This is a genomic window from Fictibacillus phosphorivorans (assembly GCF_001619875.1).
In the GTDB taxonomy this organism is placed as follows: Bacteria; Bacillota; Bacilli; order Bacillales; family Fictibacillaceae; genus Fictibacillus; species Fictibacillus phosphorivorans_B.
The window spans coordinates 128,159-144,356 of record NZ_LRFC01000034.1 but is presented as its reverse complement, the minus strand read 5'-3'; the positions used below and the strand labels follow the sequence as shown (position 1 = coordinate 144,356).

The 16,198-nt window shown below is 39.7% G+C and carries 18 protein-coding genes; 2 read left to right on the top strand and 16 right to left on the bottom strand.

What is annotated here, in order from left to right; genetic code table 11:
• Nucleotides 1–424: 424 nt before the first annotated feature.
• From AWM68_RS14385 to AWM68_RS21495, 5 genes are all read right to left on the bottom strand, one after another.
• On the bottom strand, nucleotides 425–1,423 hold the full coding sequence (locus AWM68_RS14385; protein ID WP_066243123.1) for a cation diffusion facilitator family transporter: 999 nt from the start codon (nucleotides 1,421–1,423) through the stop codon (nucleotides 425–427).
• A 111-nt stretch (nucleotides 1,424–1,534) separates the two neighbouring features.
• The gene (locus AWM68_RS14380) at nucleotides 1,535–2,956 is read right to left on the bottom strand and encodes an alanine/glycine:cation symporter family protein (protein ID WP_066243393.1); all 1,422 of its coding nucleotides are present in this window, start codon (nucleotides 2,954–2,956) and stop codon (nucleotides 1,535–1,537) included.
• 381 nt (nucleotides 2,957–3,337) lie between these two features.
• A complete protein-coding gene (locus AWM68_RS14375; protein ID WP_066243121.1) occupies nucleotides 3,338–3,793 on the bottom strand; it encodes a threonine/serine exporter family protein in 456 nt (151 codons plus the stop codon).
• Between the two features lie 15 nt (nucleotides 3,794–3,808).
• On the bottom strand, nucleotides 3,809–4,570 hold the full coding sequence (locus tag AWM68_RS14370; RefSeq protein WP_066243119.1) for a threonine/serine exporter family protein: 762 nt from the start codon (nucleotides 4,568–4,570) through the stop codon (nucleotides 3,809–3,811).
• Nucleotides 4,571–4,712: 142 nt separating this feature from the next.
• Nucleotides 4,713–4,871 (bottom strand): hypothetical protein, encoded by a 159-nt coding sequence (locus AWM68_RS21495; RefSeq protein ID WP_156488417.1) that lies wholly within the window; start codon nucleotides 4,869–4,871, stop codon nucleotides 4,713–4,715.
• 90 nt (nucleotides 4,872–4,961) lie between these two features.
• Here AWM68_RS21495 and AWM68_RS14365 point away from each other — a divergent pair, with 90 nt between their 5' ends.
• Nucleotides 4,962–5,903, top strand: a complete 942-nt coding sequence (locus AWM68_RS14365) for a LacI family DNA-binding transcriptional regulator (RefSeq protein WP_156488416.1) — start codon at nucleotides 4,962–4,964, stop codon at nucleotides 5,901–5,903.
• A gap of 63 nt (nucleotides 5,904–5,966) precedes the next feature.
• Here AWM68_RS14365 and AWM68_RS14360 read toward each other — a convergent pair whose 3' ends face one another.
• From AWM68_RS14360 to AWM68_RS14325, 8 genes are all read right to left on the bottom strand, one after another.
• Complete coding sequence (locus tag AWM68_RS14360) at nucleotides 5,967–6,983, bottom strand: DUF4179 domain-containing protein (RefSeq protein WP_066243118.1); 1,017 nt, start codon at nucleotides 6,981–6,983, stop codon at nucleotides 5,967–5,969.
• A complete protein-coding gene (locus AWM68_RS14355; RefSeq protein ID WP_082820719.1) occupies nucleotides 6,964–7,503 on the bottom strand; it encodes a sigma-70 family RNA polymerase sigma factor in 540 nt (179 codons plus the stop codon). Before AWM68_RS14355 ends, AWM68_RS14360 begins: the two co-directional genes overlap by 20 nt.
• Nucleotides 7,504–7,653: 150 nt before the next feature.
• Entirely contained in the window at nucleotides 7,654–8,076 is a 423-nt protein-coding gene (locus AWM68_RS14350) for a DUF6526 family protein (protein WP_066243115.1), read from the bottom strand.
• 27 nt (nucleotides 8,077–8,103) lie between these two features.
• Nucleotides 8,104–9,201 carry an ABC transporter permease gene (locus AWM68_RS14345; RefSeq protein WP_066243111.1) on the bottom strand — a complete coding sequence of 366 codons (1,098 nt, stop codon included), beginning with the start codon at nucleotides 9,199–9,201 and terminating at the stop codon, nucleotides 8,104–8,106.
• A complete protein-coding gene (locus AWM68_RS14340; protein ID WP_066243109.1) occupies nucleotides 9,198–10,127 on the bottom strand; it encodes an ABC transporter ATP-binding protein in 930 nt (309 codons plus the stop codon). Before AWM68_RS14340 ends, AWM68_RS14345 begins: the two co-directional genes overlap by 4 nt.
• Nucleotides 10,128–10,150: 23 nt before the next feature.
• A complete protein-coding gene (locus AWM68_RS14335; protein WP_231868434.1) occupies nucleotides 10,151–10,456 on the bottom strand; it encodes an ArsR/SmtB family transcription factor in 306 nt (101 codons plus the stop codon).
• A 77-nt stretch (nucleotides 10,457–10,533) separates the two neighbouring features.
• Complete coding sequence (locus AWM68_RS14330) at nucleotides 10,534–11,217, bottom strand: SIMPL domain-containing protein (protein ID WP_066243102.1); 684 nt, start codon at nucleotides 11,215–11,217, stop codon at nucleotides 10,534–10,536.
• Nucleotides 11,218–11,506: 289 nt separating this feature from the next.
• A complete protein-coding gene (locus tag AWM68_RS14325; protein ID WP_066243099.1) occupies nucleotides 11,507–12,436 on the bottom strand; it encodes a dipeptidase in 930 nt (309 codons plus the stop codon).
• A gap of 126 nt (nucleotides 12,437–12,562) precedes the next feature.
• Here AWM68_RS14325 and AWM68_RS14320 point away from each other — a divergent pair, with 126 nt between their 5' ends.
• A complete protein-coding gene (locus AWM68_RS14320) occupies nucleotides 12,563–14,224 on the top strand; it encodes a glutamine--tRNA ligase/YqeY domain fusion protein (protein WP_066243097.1) in 1,662 nt (553 codons plus the stop codon).
• A 206-nt stretch (nucleotides 14,225–14,430) separates the two neighbouring features.
• On the opposite strand, the gene AWM68_RS14315 is transcribed toward AWM68_RS14320, so the two are convergent.
• The 3 genes from AWM68_RS14315 to AWM68_RS14305 all read right to left on the bottom strand — a co-directional run bounded on the left by AWM68_RS14315 (nucleotide 14,431) and on the right by AWM68_RS14305 (nucleotide 16,170).
• Nucleotides 14,431–14,928 (bottom strand): M15 family metallopeptidase, encoded by a 498-nt coding sequence (locus AWM68_RS14315; RefSeq protein WP_231868440.1) that lies wholly within the window; start codon nucleotides 14,926–14,928, stop codon nucleotides 14,431–14,433.
• Between the two features lie 136 nt (nucleotides 14,929–15,064).
• A complete protein-coding gene (locus AWM68_RS14310; protein ID WP_066243093.1) occupies nucleotides 15,065–15,898 on the bottom strand; it encodes an STAS domain-containing protein in 834 nt (277 codons plus the stop codon).
• A 41-nt stretch (nucleotides 15,899–15,939) separates the two neighbouring features.
• Nucleotides 15,940–16,170 carry an excisionase family DNA-binding protein gene (locus AWM68_RS14305; RefSeq protein ID WP_066243091.1) on the bottom strand — a complete coding sequence of 77 codons (231 nt, stop codon included), beginning with the start codon at nucleotides 16,168–16,170 and terminating at the stop codon, nucleotides 15,940–15,942.
• Nucleotides 16,171–16,198: the final 28 nt, after the last annotated feature.

Below are 16,198 nucleotides of genomic sequence, written 5' to 3'. Positions count from 1 at the left end.
TTTATCCTTTTTTATAAAAATATTTAACTATTTCGACTTCTCTATATATTGAATCATCATTCGAGTGGTTGTTAGGTCATTGCCTGTTGTGATATTGGAGTGATCCAAGTGAATTATTTTGTTGCACATACAAAAAGGCTGGATAGAGAGTGGTTTAATAACAGAATAATGCATGTTATGGCTTTTGAAACTTATCTTTTACACAGACCACCTAGGGTATAAGGCTACTATCCCCTGAAATCTCTTGCATAATTCCGCAAGTTTTGTAGTTTTTTCCGCGAGTTTTGGACATAATTCCGCGAGTTATGCCCATATATCGACCTGCATTATACCCCCCACCCCTAATCATCTGCAGCCAACGCAACTTCTCGCTCCTCCCCCTCTTCCCCCAACTCACTCCAACATAAAACCCGCTAACGTTGTTTTAGCGGGTTTTCTCAGTCCTGTCTTCTTTCCCATTCACTTCAATTTCAGCTTCTTTTGGCCATGTTTTCACGTGGTCTGTTTCAAGAATCCCCATTGTAACGTCACCGATATCAGGGTCTTCTAGTAACGTATCTCTTACACGGAATTTAATATCATCAGCATCTGCAAGCGTAAAACCTTCTCTTAACTCGATGTAGCTTTCAACATGAAATCTTCTTCCTTCTTGCATAATACGAAGCTCTTTAATATCTACAACATCCTGATCTGAGAGAATCGTCTCTGCAATGCGGTCTTCCACTACTTTTGGCGCAGCGACCCCGATTAACCCTCTAGTGTTTTCAATTCCGAGTTTAAACGCAATAACGACAAGAAGAATTCCAATTAATAATGTTCCGATTCCGTCCAAAATATAGGCCCCTGTTAGGTCTGCAAGTACAATTGAGATGAGCGCAAGAAATGCACCTGATGTAGCGATCAAATCTTCGTAAAATACCAAACGGGTTGGCGGTGCAGCCAATGCGACATTTTTAAAGGATTCTTTTACGATTCCGAACCCCTTCGCTTCACTTCGTGTTTCATGTACGATTTCCTTCATCGCTTTTATTAATATAAAACCGTCTACTAAAATGGCTAAAACCATGATGCCAATATTCAATAGTAGATTTGTAGAAGGATGCGGATCTTGGATAAGCTTCCATCCTTTTAATATCGTTTCATAGGCCATGATAGAAACGACAATAACTGCGACCAATACGAATAGATTAACCACACGCCCAAAGCCTGATGGGAATTTCTTTGTTGGCTCTTTTTCAGAAAGAGCACTTCCGAAAAAGACAAATGCCTGGTTTAAGGCATCCGCAGCTGAATGCAGTGTTGTTGCAAACATGGCACCACTTCCACTTACTGAAGCAGCAATACCTTTAGCTATAGCAAGTACCGTGTTTCCTAATGCAGCAATTCCAGACGACTTATTTCCTTTTTTAAGTAGATCGATCAAGGGTCTGCCTCCACTTCTGTTATGTCTTTTTTATAAGAATTCCTGAAATGGAGATAAATTAAACCCTATAAAGAAAACAGGCTGTAAAAAAACAGCCTGTTTCATAGTCATTTATGATACTTTTTCCTTCGAGTGGCTAGCTGGTTCTTTATATCCGCCTTCCCAATACTCAGCATTTTTTATGCCAAGTTTTGTTGAATCAAAAACAGGATCGAGTCCAGCTTTCTTTTGTTCTTCGTAATCTTTTAAAACACGAAGTGCTGGCTTTGCCAAAATTAAGATGGCAATCAAGTTTAGCCAAACCATGATACCAAGACCGAGATCTCCTAGTGCCCAAGCAAGGTCTGCTGTTTTTACAGCTCCGTAATACGTTGTTCCCAGCAATACAATCTTCAGCAAGAACATAGGAATTCTGTTATTTCGGCCTCGCATGAGGTAAGCAATATTCGTTTCTGCAATATAGTAGTAAGCCATAATTGTTGTAAAGGCAAAGAAAAATAGTGATACTGCAACAAAAGCAGAACCGAAACCAGGCAGTACTGATTCAATCGCTTCTTGTGTAAAAGCAGTACCTGCTTCTACGTTAGGAATATTCTCAACAATAAACGTTTTATCTGCTTCGTTCTGTACATTGTACATCCCTGTAAAAAGTATCATGAAAGCTGTAGCTGTACATACAAGCCATGTATCGATATATACAGAGAATGCTTGAACTAGACCTTGTTTGGCAGGATGTGACACCTCAGCAGCTGCAGCTGGATGAGGACCAGTACCTTGTCCTGCTTCATTGGAATAAATACCGCGCTTTACTCCCCACATAATAGCCGAACCAACAATACCGCCAAATGCAGAGTCAAATGAGAATGCACTTCTGAAAATAAGAGAAAGCACCTCTGGGACCTGTGGGATATGAAAAGCAACGATAATTAACGATACTAATACATAGCCTATCGCCATAAATGGAACTACATATTGTGCAACGTTCGCAATACGTTTAACACCACCAAAAATGATAGCCGCTAAAATAATGACTAAGAAAATACCCGTCACAGATGGATTAATATTAAAAGCATTATCAAGCCCTGCAGCGATGGAGTTAGACTGAATACCAGGCATTAGTAATGCCATAGCAGCTAATGCTGAAATGGCGAAAATGATTCCGTACCACTTCCAGCCGATTCCTTTTTCAATGTAATAAGCAGGTCCACCACGATACTCCCCGTCCTGCTTTACTTTATATACTTGAGCAAGTGCTGATTCAACAAATGCACTGGACGCACCAATAAAAGCGATCATCCACATCCAGAATACTGCACCAGGACCACCAAAGCCTATCGCTGTCGCTGTACCAGCGATATTACCAGTTCCTACACGGCCAGAAAGCGCAATCGCTAAGGCTTGGAAAGAGGAAACACCAGCTTTTGAACTTTTACCTTCCATCATGAGTTTGATCATTTCTTTAAAGTGCCGCACTTGCAAAAATCGAGTTAAAATCGAAAATAATAGCCCTACACCTAAACAAAAATAAATCATCGGCTGACTCCAAAGAATCGCTACTGCATCTCCTACAAACGTTTCAAAGTTGCTCAAAAACTTTACCCCCTTGTATTTGACTGAAAATTTTATCTATTTTTAATTATAAAATAAATCATATATGATTACAAATTGTGACAATATATGAACAATTTTATTCTCTTATTATGACGTTAGACTTGGTAAGAAAACAAGATAAAATTCTTTCCAGTGTGGACATTTGTATCTTTAGTCGTGCACAAGTTACTAGTTGAATCCCAGAAACCAACAAATTACTAGTAGAATATAAGCAGGGAAAGAGTCATTTAAGGTTTCTGCCTAGTCTAACCTTAAAACTTTTATTTCCATAAAAAAAACCATCTGGCCGGCAGATGGTTTATACTAGTGCGTTTTGTTTACAATCGATTTAAGCTTCGATTTTCGTATAATCTGATTAATCACTTCTGAAAAAACAAGACCTATGGCAATCGATCCTGATATCATGAATGCTTTTGCTGCTAAATTAATGGCTAAATTATAATCATTCTGCACAAAGTTGCGCATCGCATTATAAGCTATGCCTCCTGGAACAAGTGGAATTATTCCTGCTACGCTATAGATGATTACAGGTGTTTTATATTTTTTTGCAAAGTATTGTGAAGCTATGGCAATCGAGAACGCTGCGATAACTGTTGCTAATACCATGTCCACACCATTTGATTCTAAAAGAAAATAAAAAATCCAACCGATCATCCCGACTAGACCGCAATGAAATAGAGAGCGTTTTGGCCCGTTAAAAATAATAACAAAAGCCGCCGACGCGATAAAACTTGTAATGATTTGCTCAATAATCGTCATCGTAAACATCCCTCCTTAAAAAAATGAAAACATAACTGCAATTCCAGCCCCGATTGCAAAAGCTGTTAAAAATGCATCTGCCCCTTTAGCCAGTCCAGAGATCAGGTGTCCTGCCATCAAGTCACGAACAGCATTCGTGATAAGCAACCCAGGGACAAGCGGCATTACTGATCCGATAATTATTTTATCAAGTTCTCCGCCAATTCCTATTGAGACAAACAAGTGTGCCTGCAGGCCAATTATTAGTGAAGCCGAAAACTCTGAGAAAAATTTAATAGGAACGAGCTGGTGAAAATACAAAAGAGATAAGAAGCCTAATCCCCCTGTAATAAATGCAGGGATAAAGTCTCCCCAATTCCCTTGAAACATGATTAAGAAACAGCCTGAAGAAATCGCCGCAGCTAGCACATGGATCCAAAGTGAATAAGGAGATCCGGATTCACTGATTTTCTTCAGTTCTTTGTAAGCTTCTTCAATCGTGTATTCTCCTGCGCTTATTTTACGCGATATTCCGTTAACTTCGGCAACTTTTTCTAAGTCTGTTGTCCGTTCCACGATACGAATCAGCTTCGTTTTTGTTGGCTCTGAACCTTCGACTGAAAAAAGTATACCTGTCGGTGTTACATAAGGATGCGATTGATAAGCTCCAAAAGAAGCCGCAATCCGCATCATTGTATCTTCAACACGATAAGTCTCCGCTCCACTTTGCAGCATAATCTTGCCTGCTAAAAGACAAACGGCCATGATATCATAGGTTTCCTGTTTCTCCATTTCCATTTAAGCATACTCTCCAATTAATTACTTACCTTCAGTCTATCCAAAAACGGACCGTTAATATTTTAACAGTTTAACTGATTGTATCTGTTTTCGGCAATGGAGTTGTACAAGTTTACAGATGTTACTACAATTGATTTAGGTATTAGTCACCATAAACATCAAATAAGTAACTGAAAGGGTCTTTTTCTGTCCTTGGTCTTTTCATTTTGTTTTTTTCATGCAATGAAACGGGAAGCATAGACAGAATAATTATAGAGAGGCACATTACGATTAGACTTATGATTCCTGAAAAAATCAGCATAAAATTTCCCTCCTTATCTTCTTATGCAAAGCGTATGATATGAAACGCGTTTCAAAGCAAGAAAAACTTTTTAAAGAAGCAGGTGAATGCATGGCTAATATAAGGGATATTGCTAGATTGGCTGGCGTTTCTGTAACCACCGTGTCCCGTGTGATCAACAACCAGCCATATGTAAGTGCTGAAAAAGTCTCAGCTGTTAAAGAAGCTATGAAAAAATACAACTATCATCGAAACATAAATGCCGTTCATTTAAGCAGAGGAAAGACGCATTTGATCGGTGTAGTGATTCCGTTCTCTAACCACCCTTATTTTGGTTTATTGATTGAGGGAATCGCAAACGCGGCATTAGATCACAACTATAAGGTCGTACTTATTCAAACGAACTATGAAAAAGCAAAAGAGATGGAAGCTTTAAAGATGCTTGAGGACAAGCAGATCGATGCACTCATTATCTGCTCTAGAATTAGTTCGTGGGACGTAATCGAAAGTTATCTGGCTCATGGACCAATCATACTTTGTGAAGATTCAAGAAACGAGAAGATATCCTCCACATTTATTGATCACTATAAAGCATTTACCTTGGCTCTAGATTATTTGTACGAAAAAGGACATCGCCAAATCGGATACTCAATCGGAAGACAAACTGGGACAAACAGCACTCAACGAGAAAGGGCGTATAAAGATTTCCTATCCAAGCACAGTCTTCCATTTGAAATCAATCATATTTTTACAGATCGTTTTCATGTTGAAGATGGCGTTGATGTGGTCGAATCCCTATTGAAGATGCAGCATCGACCAACCGCTTTACTCGTAACAAGCGATCAAGTCGCTGCGGGAATAGTAACAAGCATCCGAGAACGCGGGTTATCCGTACCAAAAGACTTGGCTATAATGAGCTTTGACAACCAGCCAATATCAAAAGTTATGCATATTACAACGCTTGAGATTCCATTAGTTGTCACCGGAAAAAAACTTTTTCAGCAAGCCTTAACGGTAAAAAAGTTACACATGAAGAAATCAACGTCCGTTTAATTGAGAGGGAGACGGTTTAAAAGCAAAAGCATGGAGAGCGATCTCTCCATGCTTTATTTTCCACTAATCTATAAGCAACTTTAAGGCAGGAAGTTGAATTCTATCCTGGTTTGTTAACGAAACAACTTCAGGGTATACCATTAAGTAGGCAACATCTTCATCTATCTTTCCAATCTGTAATTCTTTATTTTCAATAACCCCTTCTGGTTTTTTTGTCACATCCACCACACGGTCATTTCTTAAAGGCACTCTTTTACCGTTTCCATCGAATACTTTAACATGCATGACTAAGTTTGTTTCAGTGTTGGCACGATGAAATTCGTAGTGCAAGCTAGCTGTCGCTTTTCCAATCGATAATTGATTGATATGAATTTGATGCATACCATCTTTTGAAGCACTAACTTCATCAAGCTTTATCGTTTCTACAGGCAACTGTTTAACAGGGATTGAAAACTTCCAGTCGCCCACCTTATTTGCTATATGCGTAAATTGCAGAGGAAGCGTGAAGTCTTTGGGCAGTTCTTTTTCATTCAATTCAAACTCTAATGCAGCTATATAGCTGCCTTCTTTTAGCTTTTGAAGCGGCCCTCTCAATCCAGGAAGCAAATCTTGATCTTTCCCTCCGATTGTATACCCTGTTTCAGGACTCTTCTCCTTATTCATATCTTCAACTGAAAGATCTTCACCTTCTGCTTTTATTGTTACCCCTATTACATTGCCATCGTAATAAGCACTCGTAACCGTTACATCAACACCGTTGCTTGTCGCTTTTTGATTAATCTCAGTTACAAGGTTACTCTTGAATAGCTCTTTACCTATTTCAACATCAAGTTTTTGATAGATTTTCCCTATAAGAGGCATCTCAGCTAACACGGTGTTAACAGGTGAAAGGACAAACCCTGAAGCAAGAACAACCGCAGCTGCTGTGCCAGACAACCAAGCAGAAAATTTCACTCTGGCCCGTACTCTCTTTTTCTGTTTAATCTTCCTTCCATCATTCATACCTTTCTTGATAGCACGAATAATATCTTCACTTGGCAGTTCAATCTGATTCTTCTTATCAACCCATTTTATGTCCATATGTCCCTACTCCCTCCAGCAAACTTCGTAATTCTATCTTTGCTCGATGTAAATACGTTTTTATCGTGCCCTCCGGCTTTTGCATTTTTTCTGAAATAGTCTTTATCGATAAATCATGAAAATAGAACAGAACAATAACGGTTTGATAGTTTTGCTCTAAATGAGATATGGCATACGTTAAATCTAAATCTTGTTCAGGCTGTATCCTCGTATTATCAGTAAGTTGATGAAAAAACGCTTCTCCCGTTAAAACGGTTTTCTTTTTCTTTTGAAGGACTTCATATGCTGTACGGATCAAAATTTTAATCAACCACGTACTGAAATATTTAGGTTCTTTTAATTTGTGTATTCCAACAAAAGCTTTACAAACGGTCTCTTGAAGGACATCTAAAGCGTCTTCTTTATTCCGAACATAGAGAAACGCTGTTTTATATAATTTGTCGCTCTCTTGTTTAATAAGCCGTTCAAAAGCCTCTTCATTGCCCTTAATTGCTTTTTTTACTATTTGAACATCTATCAATTCCTAGCCCCCTTTTCACCTATTAGAGAGGATGGTGAAGAAAAAAGTTTCAAGTTATAAAATAAAGACAACTCATTTGCGCCACTCTATCCAATACGCTACACATAAAAAAACACCTGCAGAAGTTATCAACTTCTGCAGGCTTTAGGATTAAATTCTATAATGATCCGCTTTCCAGTTCGTAATGGCCTGTTTAATCACTTTGGGTTTCATGTTCTCTGCTGCTGCTCTTTCTGCTAAACCCGGAAATTCATTATCTGGCGCAAACCGCAGTGCCACAATCTGCGCTGGCGTAAGATTTGCATCTAAAAGTTTTCCTGTCAACACATAATAACGAAGATTTTCTTCAGCACGAATGGCTCTGTCTTGTGCTTTTAACGGGTATAAACGCAATAATGTAAATATAATCAGCAATGCAAGTGACATCACCACTAAGATTACTCCTAAAAATAAATTCTCTGCTTTAAAGAAGTAAACGATGCTCAGTATCAATCCACCAAGCACTAACAATGACAATACATAGTGATAGATTGGATGCATCCGTGCATGATTTTTAACATTTTGTGTGTCCATTTCTTCTCCTCTTTCCTTTTCAGTGATTTACTCCCACTTAAACGTAAAGCTTGCTACAACAAACGCTCCGATCAGCCATCCCCCTAAAATCATGGCTTCCATACCAAGATCAAGTAATGAAGCTCCAACGTTCATCGTTTCTCGCAGTGCATGACTTAAATGGGCAATCGGCAAAATCTGTACAAATGGCTGCAGAAATTCAGGCATATCTCTTATCGGAAAGAACACCCCACCTAGAAACAGCATCGGAAAAGACAAGAAGCCTGCGATCGGTCCCGCACTCTCTGGAGTCTTGGCAATACCGGCAATAATAAAGCCGATTGCCATAAATGCTAACGTTCCTAGCGTTACGAACGCGATAACGGTTAACCATGAACCTCTGACTTCAATGCCAAAAGCAAGCCAAGCTACAGCGAGTACAATCATCGCCTGTAAACCGTTCAGCATGAAACGAGCTGTAATCTGCGCAGCAATAAATGTAGAAGCTTTAAGCGTCGTACCTTGCATTCGACGGAGAATTCCCCGTTCGCGCCATGAAGAGATCTGACCGGCAACACCGTTCATGTTATTGCTCATAATCATCATGGCTACGATACCCGGTACAAGGAAGTCGATGTAACGCAGGTTTAGTGCTTCTACACCTTTAGACTCTGTAACAACAACAGGCTGATAGTCTACCTGTTTTTTACTTATTGAATCAACCGTATTCGTAACGAGTTGCAGTCCGACCTGTGACATGGCCATGTTCGTTTCGTTATAATAGGTTGGCAGTTTAAACGGCTCTGCTTTATTTTCTGCTGAAAGGCTTTCTCCGTAACCTTCGGGAATGGTAATAACTAACGTCAAATCTCCCTTTTTCAGCTTATCTAATGCTTCTTTTTCAGTTATTTTATTTTCTAGCGACATCACTTCTGTCTTTTCGAATTCTTTAATCAGATTCTTAGACGGATCACTTTTGTCTTGATCCACAACAGCTGCCGTTATCGACACACCGTTGCCATTACCAAGGAAAGAGCCTAACATCACCATCAGAACGATAGGAAAAGCAAGTGTCCAGAACAACACTTGACGGTTTCTGAGAAAAATTCGAAGCTGAGCGAGTGTTAATAAATAGTATGATCTCATCCTTCTCTTAACCTTCTTCCTGTCATATGAATAAATACATCTTCAAGCGTTGCTGTTCTCGTTTGTAAATCTATGAGTTTAAGTTCTCTTTCAGAAGCTAGAGCGATTAAACTTGTTAGTGTCTTCTGCAAATCATCCGTATACAACACATGAACATCCTTTTGACTTCCCACTTGCTTTACCCCGTCAACCTCTGACAAGTTCACATCCACTTCTTCTTCGTCAAACCGGAATTCAACAGCACTGTCAGACTGCAGATTCTTTACAAGTTCACTAGGCGTGTCGAGTGCAATAAGCTTCCCTTGATCCATGATCGCGATACGGTCACATAGCACATGTGCCTCGTCCATATAATGAGTCGTCAGCACAACCGTTTTTCCACGCTCTTTCAATCGCAAAATAATATCCCACAGCGTACGGCGTGCTTGTGGATCAAGTCCTGTTGTCGGTTCGTCTAAGAATATAATCTCTGGATCGTGAACAAGCGCGAGCGCAATCGCAAGCCGTTGCTTCTGTCCACCAGACAACCCTTTAATTCTGCTATTCTTTTTTTCTGTTAAAAGCATGTCATCAATTAGATCTGGAATAGAGATATGTTCTCGGTAAAAACTTCCGTAAAGATGCAGGATTTCGTTAACCGTTAACAACTCAAAAAGAGTGGTAGACTGAAGCTGTACGCCAATAACTTCTTTCACTTGGTCAAGCTCTTTTGTTATATCAAAACCACCAACGATAGCTGTACCCTCATCAGGCTTCCGAAGACCAACCAGCATCTCAAGCGTAGTGGTCTTCCCTGCTCCATTTGGTCCGAGCAGTCCGAACACCTCACCATTATGTACGGAAAACTCACTGCCATCTACTGCAGTAAAGTCTCCATATCGTTTCACAAGTCCCTCTACCTTAATAATTTCTTGCTGGGTTTCCATTTTTCACTCTCCAAACATACACTTCACTGCTTTTTATTTTTGCTGCAGCAAAACATACCTTCAAATTTTGCCCATACCTGTTTTAGTGTCTCCATCCATTCACAGGCTCCGTCCATTGCGTCTGGCTGTATCGAGTAGTAGCGGTAACGCCCTTCTTTTCGGTGCGTGACAAGACCTGCATTCTCTAATACTTTTAAATGCTTAGAGATAGCAGGCAGCGACATATCAAAAGGTTCCGCTAACTCTTGAACACTCCTTTCCCCATTTGATAGCTGCTCGATGATACTTCTTCTCGTAGGATCAGACAGAACAGAAAATACATCATTCAAATTATCCGCATTATATTTAACCATTTGGTTAAGTATAATGCGTTTCTTAACTTCCTGTCAATTTGTACCTGTCCTTCCTAACTATATGTGTATTGGATTTTTACAGAAGCTGTAATCTTGTTCTCCCCAGGCTGTATAGGTGTTTCGGCACTTTGTGCATACATAACAGCTTGAAATGGAATGGGTCTAGGCGGCAGCTGTTGAGATGTTTCTTGAACTTCAACCGGAACAGGCTGCAGTGTAACACCCAATGTTCTTGCCATCGTGACTGCTTTTTGCTGAGCATTCTGAATCGCCAGTGCTAATGCTCCATTATAAAATGCATCAGGACTTGAAACAGTAAATTGAATGGACGAAACCGAGTTAGCGCCATTTGCTACCGCTTGATCGATCGCCTGCCCTGTTTGACGAATATTCTTTACCGTTACCTGCAGCTGGTGCTCTACACGATATCCTCTAAATATTTGCTGGCCATTTTCATAGTTATACTGAGGTTCGATGCGGTAACTGGAAGTTTGAATATCACTTTGAGGAATGCCTAGTGATAGAAGCGATTGAATTACAGACGCTGTTTTATCAGCATTCTCTTTTTGTGCAGTACTTAAGTTTTGGTTCTCTGTAATGACCCCTATTGTAAGAAGAGCTTGATCTGGAACAGCTGATACAGACCCTTCACCCGTTACAATAAGGCGATTTCTCACTGTGTGGTCATCTTGCTGTCTCACGTCTGTATGTTGAAGACCTGGGTAGTTGTAATACATAAAACAGACTCCTTCCGCCTACTTATTCTATATAAGCTATGAGAGTGTGGGGGAGAAAAGAAGAGTGTATTGTTATGGTTTGCAGGTGAGAAGTTGATTTTCAGGGGATAAAGCTGGAAGTTATGATCGTTCGCGGGGATTTATGCTCGTTCACAGAGATTTATGCTCGTCTACGAGGTTTTATGCTCGTTTATAAAATTTTACGCTCGCATGCCACTCTCACTATAATTCTTCACTCAAAAAAGCTGACATCCGATTTCAATCATCGGAGTCAGCTCTTACCCTCAAATCAAATTTTAGATATGAAATTCAAGAAGTTCTGAGAAGCAAATCCTCGGACTTCTTCTTCGGAATAATGTTTTAATAGTTCATTAATTACGTTTTGGGTCATAGAGGCATCTTCCAAATCCGTAATAAGTTGCGAGATACCGTCAAAATCGGATCCGAGCCCAATTTGTTTTACCCCGCCTAGACCACAAAAATGGTCAATATGCTTGATTAAGTCACGAATACTCGCTGAACCCTCACTTTTCGTAAATGGAGGGTTATATACTACGTGCACCACTCCACCTTTACTGAACATCTCTTTCGCCATCTCATCCGTTAAGTTCCTCGGGTGGTCGCACAGTACACGTGAATTAGAATGACTCGCAAGTGGATAATCGGCAATGTCCATCACATCCCAAAAAGCACGATCACATAAGTGAGAAACATCCGTTAAAATATGATGCTTGTTATTGAACTTCACCACCTCTTTACCAAACACCGTAAGTCCTGCGCCTCGCGGTTCCTGTGCCCCGTCTGCAGCAAGGTTCGCATGATTCCAAGTTAGCCCGATCAAGAGCACGCCAAGTTGGTGCAGAATACTTAGCTTTGTAAGATCATCACCAATCGCATCCACACCTTCAAGTGTCAACACAGCCCCGATTTCTCCATCTTTTAAGGTGTGAAAATCACTCCAATTTTTCAGATGCTTCATCTCTGGATTTTTACCGAGTACTTCATTATAAAAATACTTCACTTGCTCAAGAGCAGACTGAAACTTTTGATCGCTCGGAATAAAAGGTTCTATAAAAATAGCAAAAAACTGAACGTTTACTTTTCCCTTTTGCAGCCGTTCTTTGTTTGTAGCTAGCTGTGGTGCATCCGCAAATCGCAGTTTTCCGTCCGTTTCCCATAGTTTTAATAATGCATCGCAATGTAAGTCGATCACATTCATGTTAATCCCACCATTTCTATGTTAAATAATCTCTACAACGCTAAAAGAATACGTTTAGTTGAAATTTATTTTTGTTATAATGTAAAGTATATCTTAGTTTACATATAAGGAAAGGCTTGATACGGGATGGAGAATAGCTCTTCAAATTTTATTAAAACAATCATCCAAAACGATCTGGAATCCGGAAAACACAAGAAAATCGTTACACGTTTTCCTCCAGAGCCAAATGGATATCTTCATATTGGACACGCAAAATCAATTGTAATTAACTTCGGACTCGCAGATGAGTTTGGCGGAGAAACGAATCTGCGCTTTGATGATACGAACCCATTAAAGGAAGATCAAGAGTACGTTGATGCGATTAAAAAGGATGTTGAGTGGCTAGGTTTTGAATGGGAAAACCTTCGCTTTGCTTCCGATTATTTTGAAGAAATGTACGATCGTGCTGTTACTTTAATTAAAAAAGAAAAAGCGTATGTGGATGATTTGACTGCTGACGAGATCCGTGAATACCGCGGAACACTAACTGAGCCAGGAAAAGAGAGCCCTTACCGAAATCGTTCTGTTGAAGAAAACTTAGACCTATTCGATCGCATGCGTAAGGGTGAGTTTGAGAACGGCCAAAAAGTACTTCGTGCGAAGATCGATATGAGCTCACCTAATATTAACTTACGTGACCCAGTCATTTATCGTGTCTCTCATGCGACCCACCACAATACAGGTGACAAGTGGTGCATCTATCCAATGTATGCATTCGCGCACCCGATTGAGGATGCGATTGAAGGCGTTACTCATTCCCTTTGCACAACGGAGTTCGAAGACCAGCGCCCTCTTTACAACTGGGTTGTTGAAGAATGTGAGATGGAAAGCCAGCCGCAGCAAATTGAGTTCGGCCGCCTAGGTCTAACGAATACGGTAATGAGTAAACGTAAACTGAAGCAGCTTGTAGATGAAGGTTATGTGGACGGATGGGATGATCCTCGCATGCCTACAATCTCAGGGTTGCGCCGTAAAGGCTACACGCCAGAGTCAATCGTCGAGTTTGTAAAAGCAGCTGGAGTTTCAAAAGGATCTGGTGTAACGGACACAGCTATGCTTGAGCACTTTATCCGTGAAGATCTTAAAGTAAAAGCACCTCGTACGATGGGGATTGTTGATCCGTTAAAAGTAGTGATCACGAACTACCCTGAAGGACAAGTTGAGATGCTTGATGCTGAGATTAATCCAGAGAATCCTGAAATGGGATCTCGTCAGATTCCGTTCTCTCGCGAAATTTACATTGAGCGTGAAGACTTTATGGAGGATCCTCCAAAAAAGTACTTCCGTCTCTTCCCTGGCAATGAAGTTCGCTTAAAGCACGCTTACTTCATTAAATGCGAAGATTTTATTAAAGATGAAAACGGCAATGTGGTTGAACTTCATTGCACATATGATGTTGAAACAAAATCTGGTACTGGATTTACAGGCCGTAAAGTAAAAGGAACCCTTCACTGGGTAGAGGCGACTCAAGCCGTACCAGCCGAGTTCCGTATGTACCTGCCGCTTATTTCAGATGAAGATATGGAAAACGAAGAAGATATCGAAGGCAAAACGTTCTTGGATTACGTGAATAAAGATTCACTTATCGTAAAACAAGGATATATTGAAGCAAACATGAAGGACGCAAAGCCTCAAGACAAGTTCCAGTTCTTCCGCCACGGCTACTTTAACGTAGATCCGAAGCATACGACTGCAGATAAAATCGTGTTTAACGAAATCGTATCATTAAAGAGTTCGTTTAAACTTTAATCAGAAAAAAGAAGGGATCCAAGCTGTGGAGACCCTTCTTTTTTTGTGTGCGCATATGTTTCTAGGCCCTAAACTTGAAATTATAGGCCTTCAAATACATTTATAGGTCTTCAAAAATTTTTATAGGCCCTTAAAAATGGTTTCTGGGCCTTCAAATCGATTTATAGGCTTTTCGACAAACACGCCGTACAAACTTATTTGATTTTTTATTGCTCTGGCGGTCTCTCACCGTACTGCAACTCCCGAATACTGAGACCAAAGTCCATCTCCAGGTGAGGGTAATCTTTAAAACCACGCCAATCTCCACCCCACTCAAAGCCAAGTTCTTTCGCAATCGAGACAACTTCCATCCAATCCGACTTCCCGTTCCTATTATCATCACGTTCTAAGTCCCAGACAACGGTTCCGTCATCCAACTTTAGTGCGAAATCTATAGCTAATCCGTAATTATGATAAGATTCCCCACCCTCTACATGAGTAACGATTGTTCCTTCTTCCGTTCGTCCTCGCGCATATAATCGATCCTGCTCAGCTGCAGAGCGGAAGTCATCCGTAATCACAATGTTAATTCCTTTAGCAGCCGCTCTTTGGATAAGAATATCTCTATTTTCAGCCACAATCGGATGCAGTTCTGTGGGCAATGGTGTATTTCTCTTTTTCCATTCTAGTGTTATTACATAATAGATAGAAGCAAGTACAGCAATAAAAAGTATACCCTTTATAATTTTCACTTTAACGAAAACTCCTTCATTGTTTAACCGTCTACTTTCATTGTATAGGAGGGAAACAATTGTTGAACACAAAAAAACCAGATTTCACTCTGGTTTCTTCATATCTGTTTTATAGTTGTGAGCCAATCGCTTGAGCCAAACTCGATTTAATTGAAACATTTTCAAATGAGAGACCTAATTGGACTGCAGTTAACGCAATTTCTGGCCGAATTCCAGATAATGTACACTTCACTCCGATTAATCCTAAGGTTTCAATGAGTGAAAAGATTTGCTGAGCTACCATCGTATCAATGATCAAGACACCTGAAAGATCGATGAATAGATGGGTAATTTCTTTTTCGGTACACTGTTCTAATGTATTTTCAACAATCAGCTTTGCTCTTTGCGTATCAATGATCCCAATTAACGGCAACAGACCCATATGATTATTAAGTGCAATAACAGGTGAACTTAATTCGTTAATCATTTCTTGCTGTGCAATTAATTTTTCTTCACTATATTTTTGATTTTCTTCAACAAACCATGTGACGATTTTATTAAACGTTTCAATGATGATTTTATTCCACGCATCAATAATCGTTTGAGAGTATTCTCCCTTATGAAGACTAACGAATTCTTGTACTAGACTGAGATATTGTTGTTGGACCTTGAAAAATTCTTCCATGATTACTGTAACAGGTGTGTTCAAGTGCTCCTCATCTTGAGCAATCATAATCACCCATTTTTCAAAATCTCTAAGGAATTTATTTTCTTCTGTTATAAACACTTCACAAAAATGCACATGAAATTCATGGTTTTGTTCTTTAAGCGTTTTTATTGTTTTAGGATTAGTGGAAGCATATACCCCCGTAGCTTTTGATTTATCAATTGATTGATACCATTCTTCCGTCAATTGCCATGTTTTTTCAATTAAAAAAGAATGCAGTGCCTTATCTCTATGCATTTCTTTCCCACTCTCCCCATTTACCCTTTATTATCATAAATTCAGTCTTCGTCTTTTGCATCCCAATCTTCAGGAATGGGTTCACTCAAGTATTCCTCAACCATTTTCTTATATTTTTCTAGCTGTTCAAAATGAGTATTGAACTGTTCTTTATTAATAAGGTGCTGGTTCCCATCAAAGATTGTGCGGATTTTATTCTGCTGAACTAAGCTCTCTACTACCGCTTCAGGCATCGACAAATATTCAGCTGTTTCTTTTATCGTAAGGTACATCCTCATTCATCCTGTCTAACTTTTGTTT

Bases quoted from the DNA above. Each gene is read 5' to 3' on its own strand.
- AWM68_RS14380 (WP_066243393.1), bottom strand. From the start codon at position 2,956: ATGATTTATTTTTGTTTAGGTGTAGGGCTATTATTTTCGATTTTAACT.
- AWM68_RS14375 (WP_066243121.1), bottom strand. From the start codon at position 3,793: ATGACGATTATTGAGCAAATCATTACAAGTTTTATCGCGTCGGCGGCT.
- AWM68_RS14370 (WP_066243119.1), bottom strand. From the start codon at position 4,570: ATGGAAATGGAGAAACAGGAAACCTATGATATCATGGCCGTTTGTCTT.
- AWM68_RS21495 (WP_156488417.1), bottom strand. From the start codon at position 4,871: ATGCTGATTTTTTCAGGAATCATAAGTCTAATCGTAATGTGCCTCTCT.
- AWM68_RS14365 (WP_156488416.1), top strand. From the start codon at position 4,962: ATGGCTAATATAAGGGATATTGCTAGATTGGCTGGCGTTTCTGTAACC.
- AWM68_RS14360 (WP_066243118.1), bottom strand. From the start codon at position 6,983: ATGGACATAAAATGGGTTGATAAGAAGAATCAGATTGAACTGCCAAGT.
- AWM68_RS14350 (WP_066243115.1), bottom strand. From the start codon at position 8,076: ATGGACACACAAAATGTTAAAAATCATGCACGGATGCATCCAATCTAT.
- AWM68_RS14345 (WP_066243111.1), bottom strand. From the start codon at position 9,201: ATGAGATCATACTATTTATTAACACTCGCTCAGCTTCGAATTTTTCTC.
- AWM68_RS14340 (WP_066243109.1), bottom strand. From the start codon at position 10,127: ATGGAAACCCAGCAAGAAATTATTAAGGTAGAGGGACTTGTGAAACGA.
- AWM68_RS14330 (WP_066243102.1), bottom strand. From the start codon at position 11,217: ATGTATTACAACTACCCAGGTCTTCAACATACAGACGTGAGACAGCAA.
- AWM68_RS14325 (WP_066243099.1), bottom strand. From the start codon at position 12,436: ATGAATGTGATCGACTTACATTGCGATGCATTATTAAAACTATGGGAA.
- AWM68_RS14320 (WP_066243097.1), top strand. From the start codon at position 12,563: ATGGAGAATAGCTCTTCAAATTTTATTAAAACAATCATCCAAAACGAT.
- AWM68_RS14310 (WP_066243093.1), bottom strand. From the start codon at position 15,898: ATGCATAGAGATAAGGCACTGCATTCTTTTTTAATTGAAAAAACATGG.
- AWM68_RS14305 (WP_066243091.1), bottom strand. From the start codon at position 16,170: ATGTACCTTACGATAAAAGAAACAGCTGAATATTTGTCGATGCCTGAA.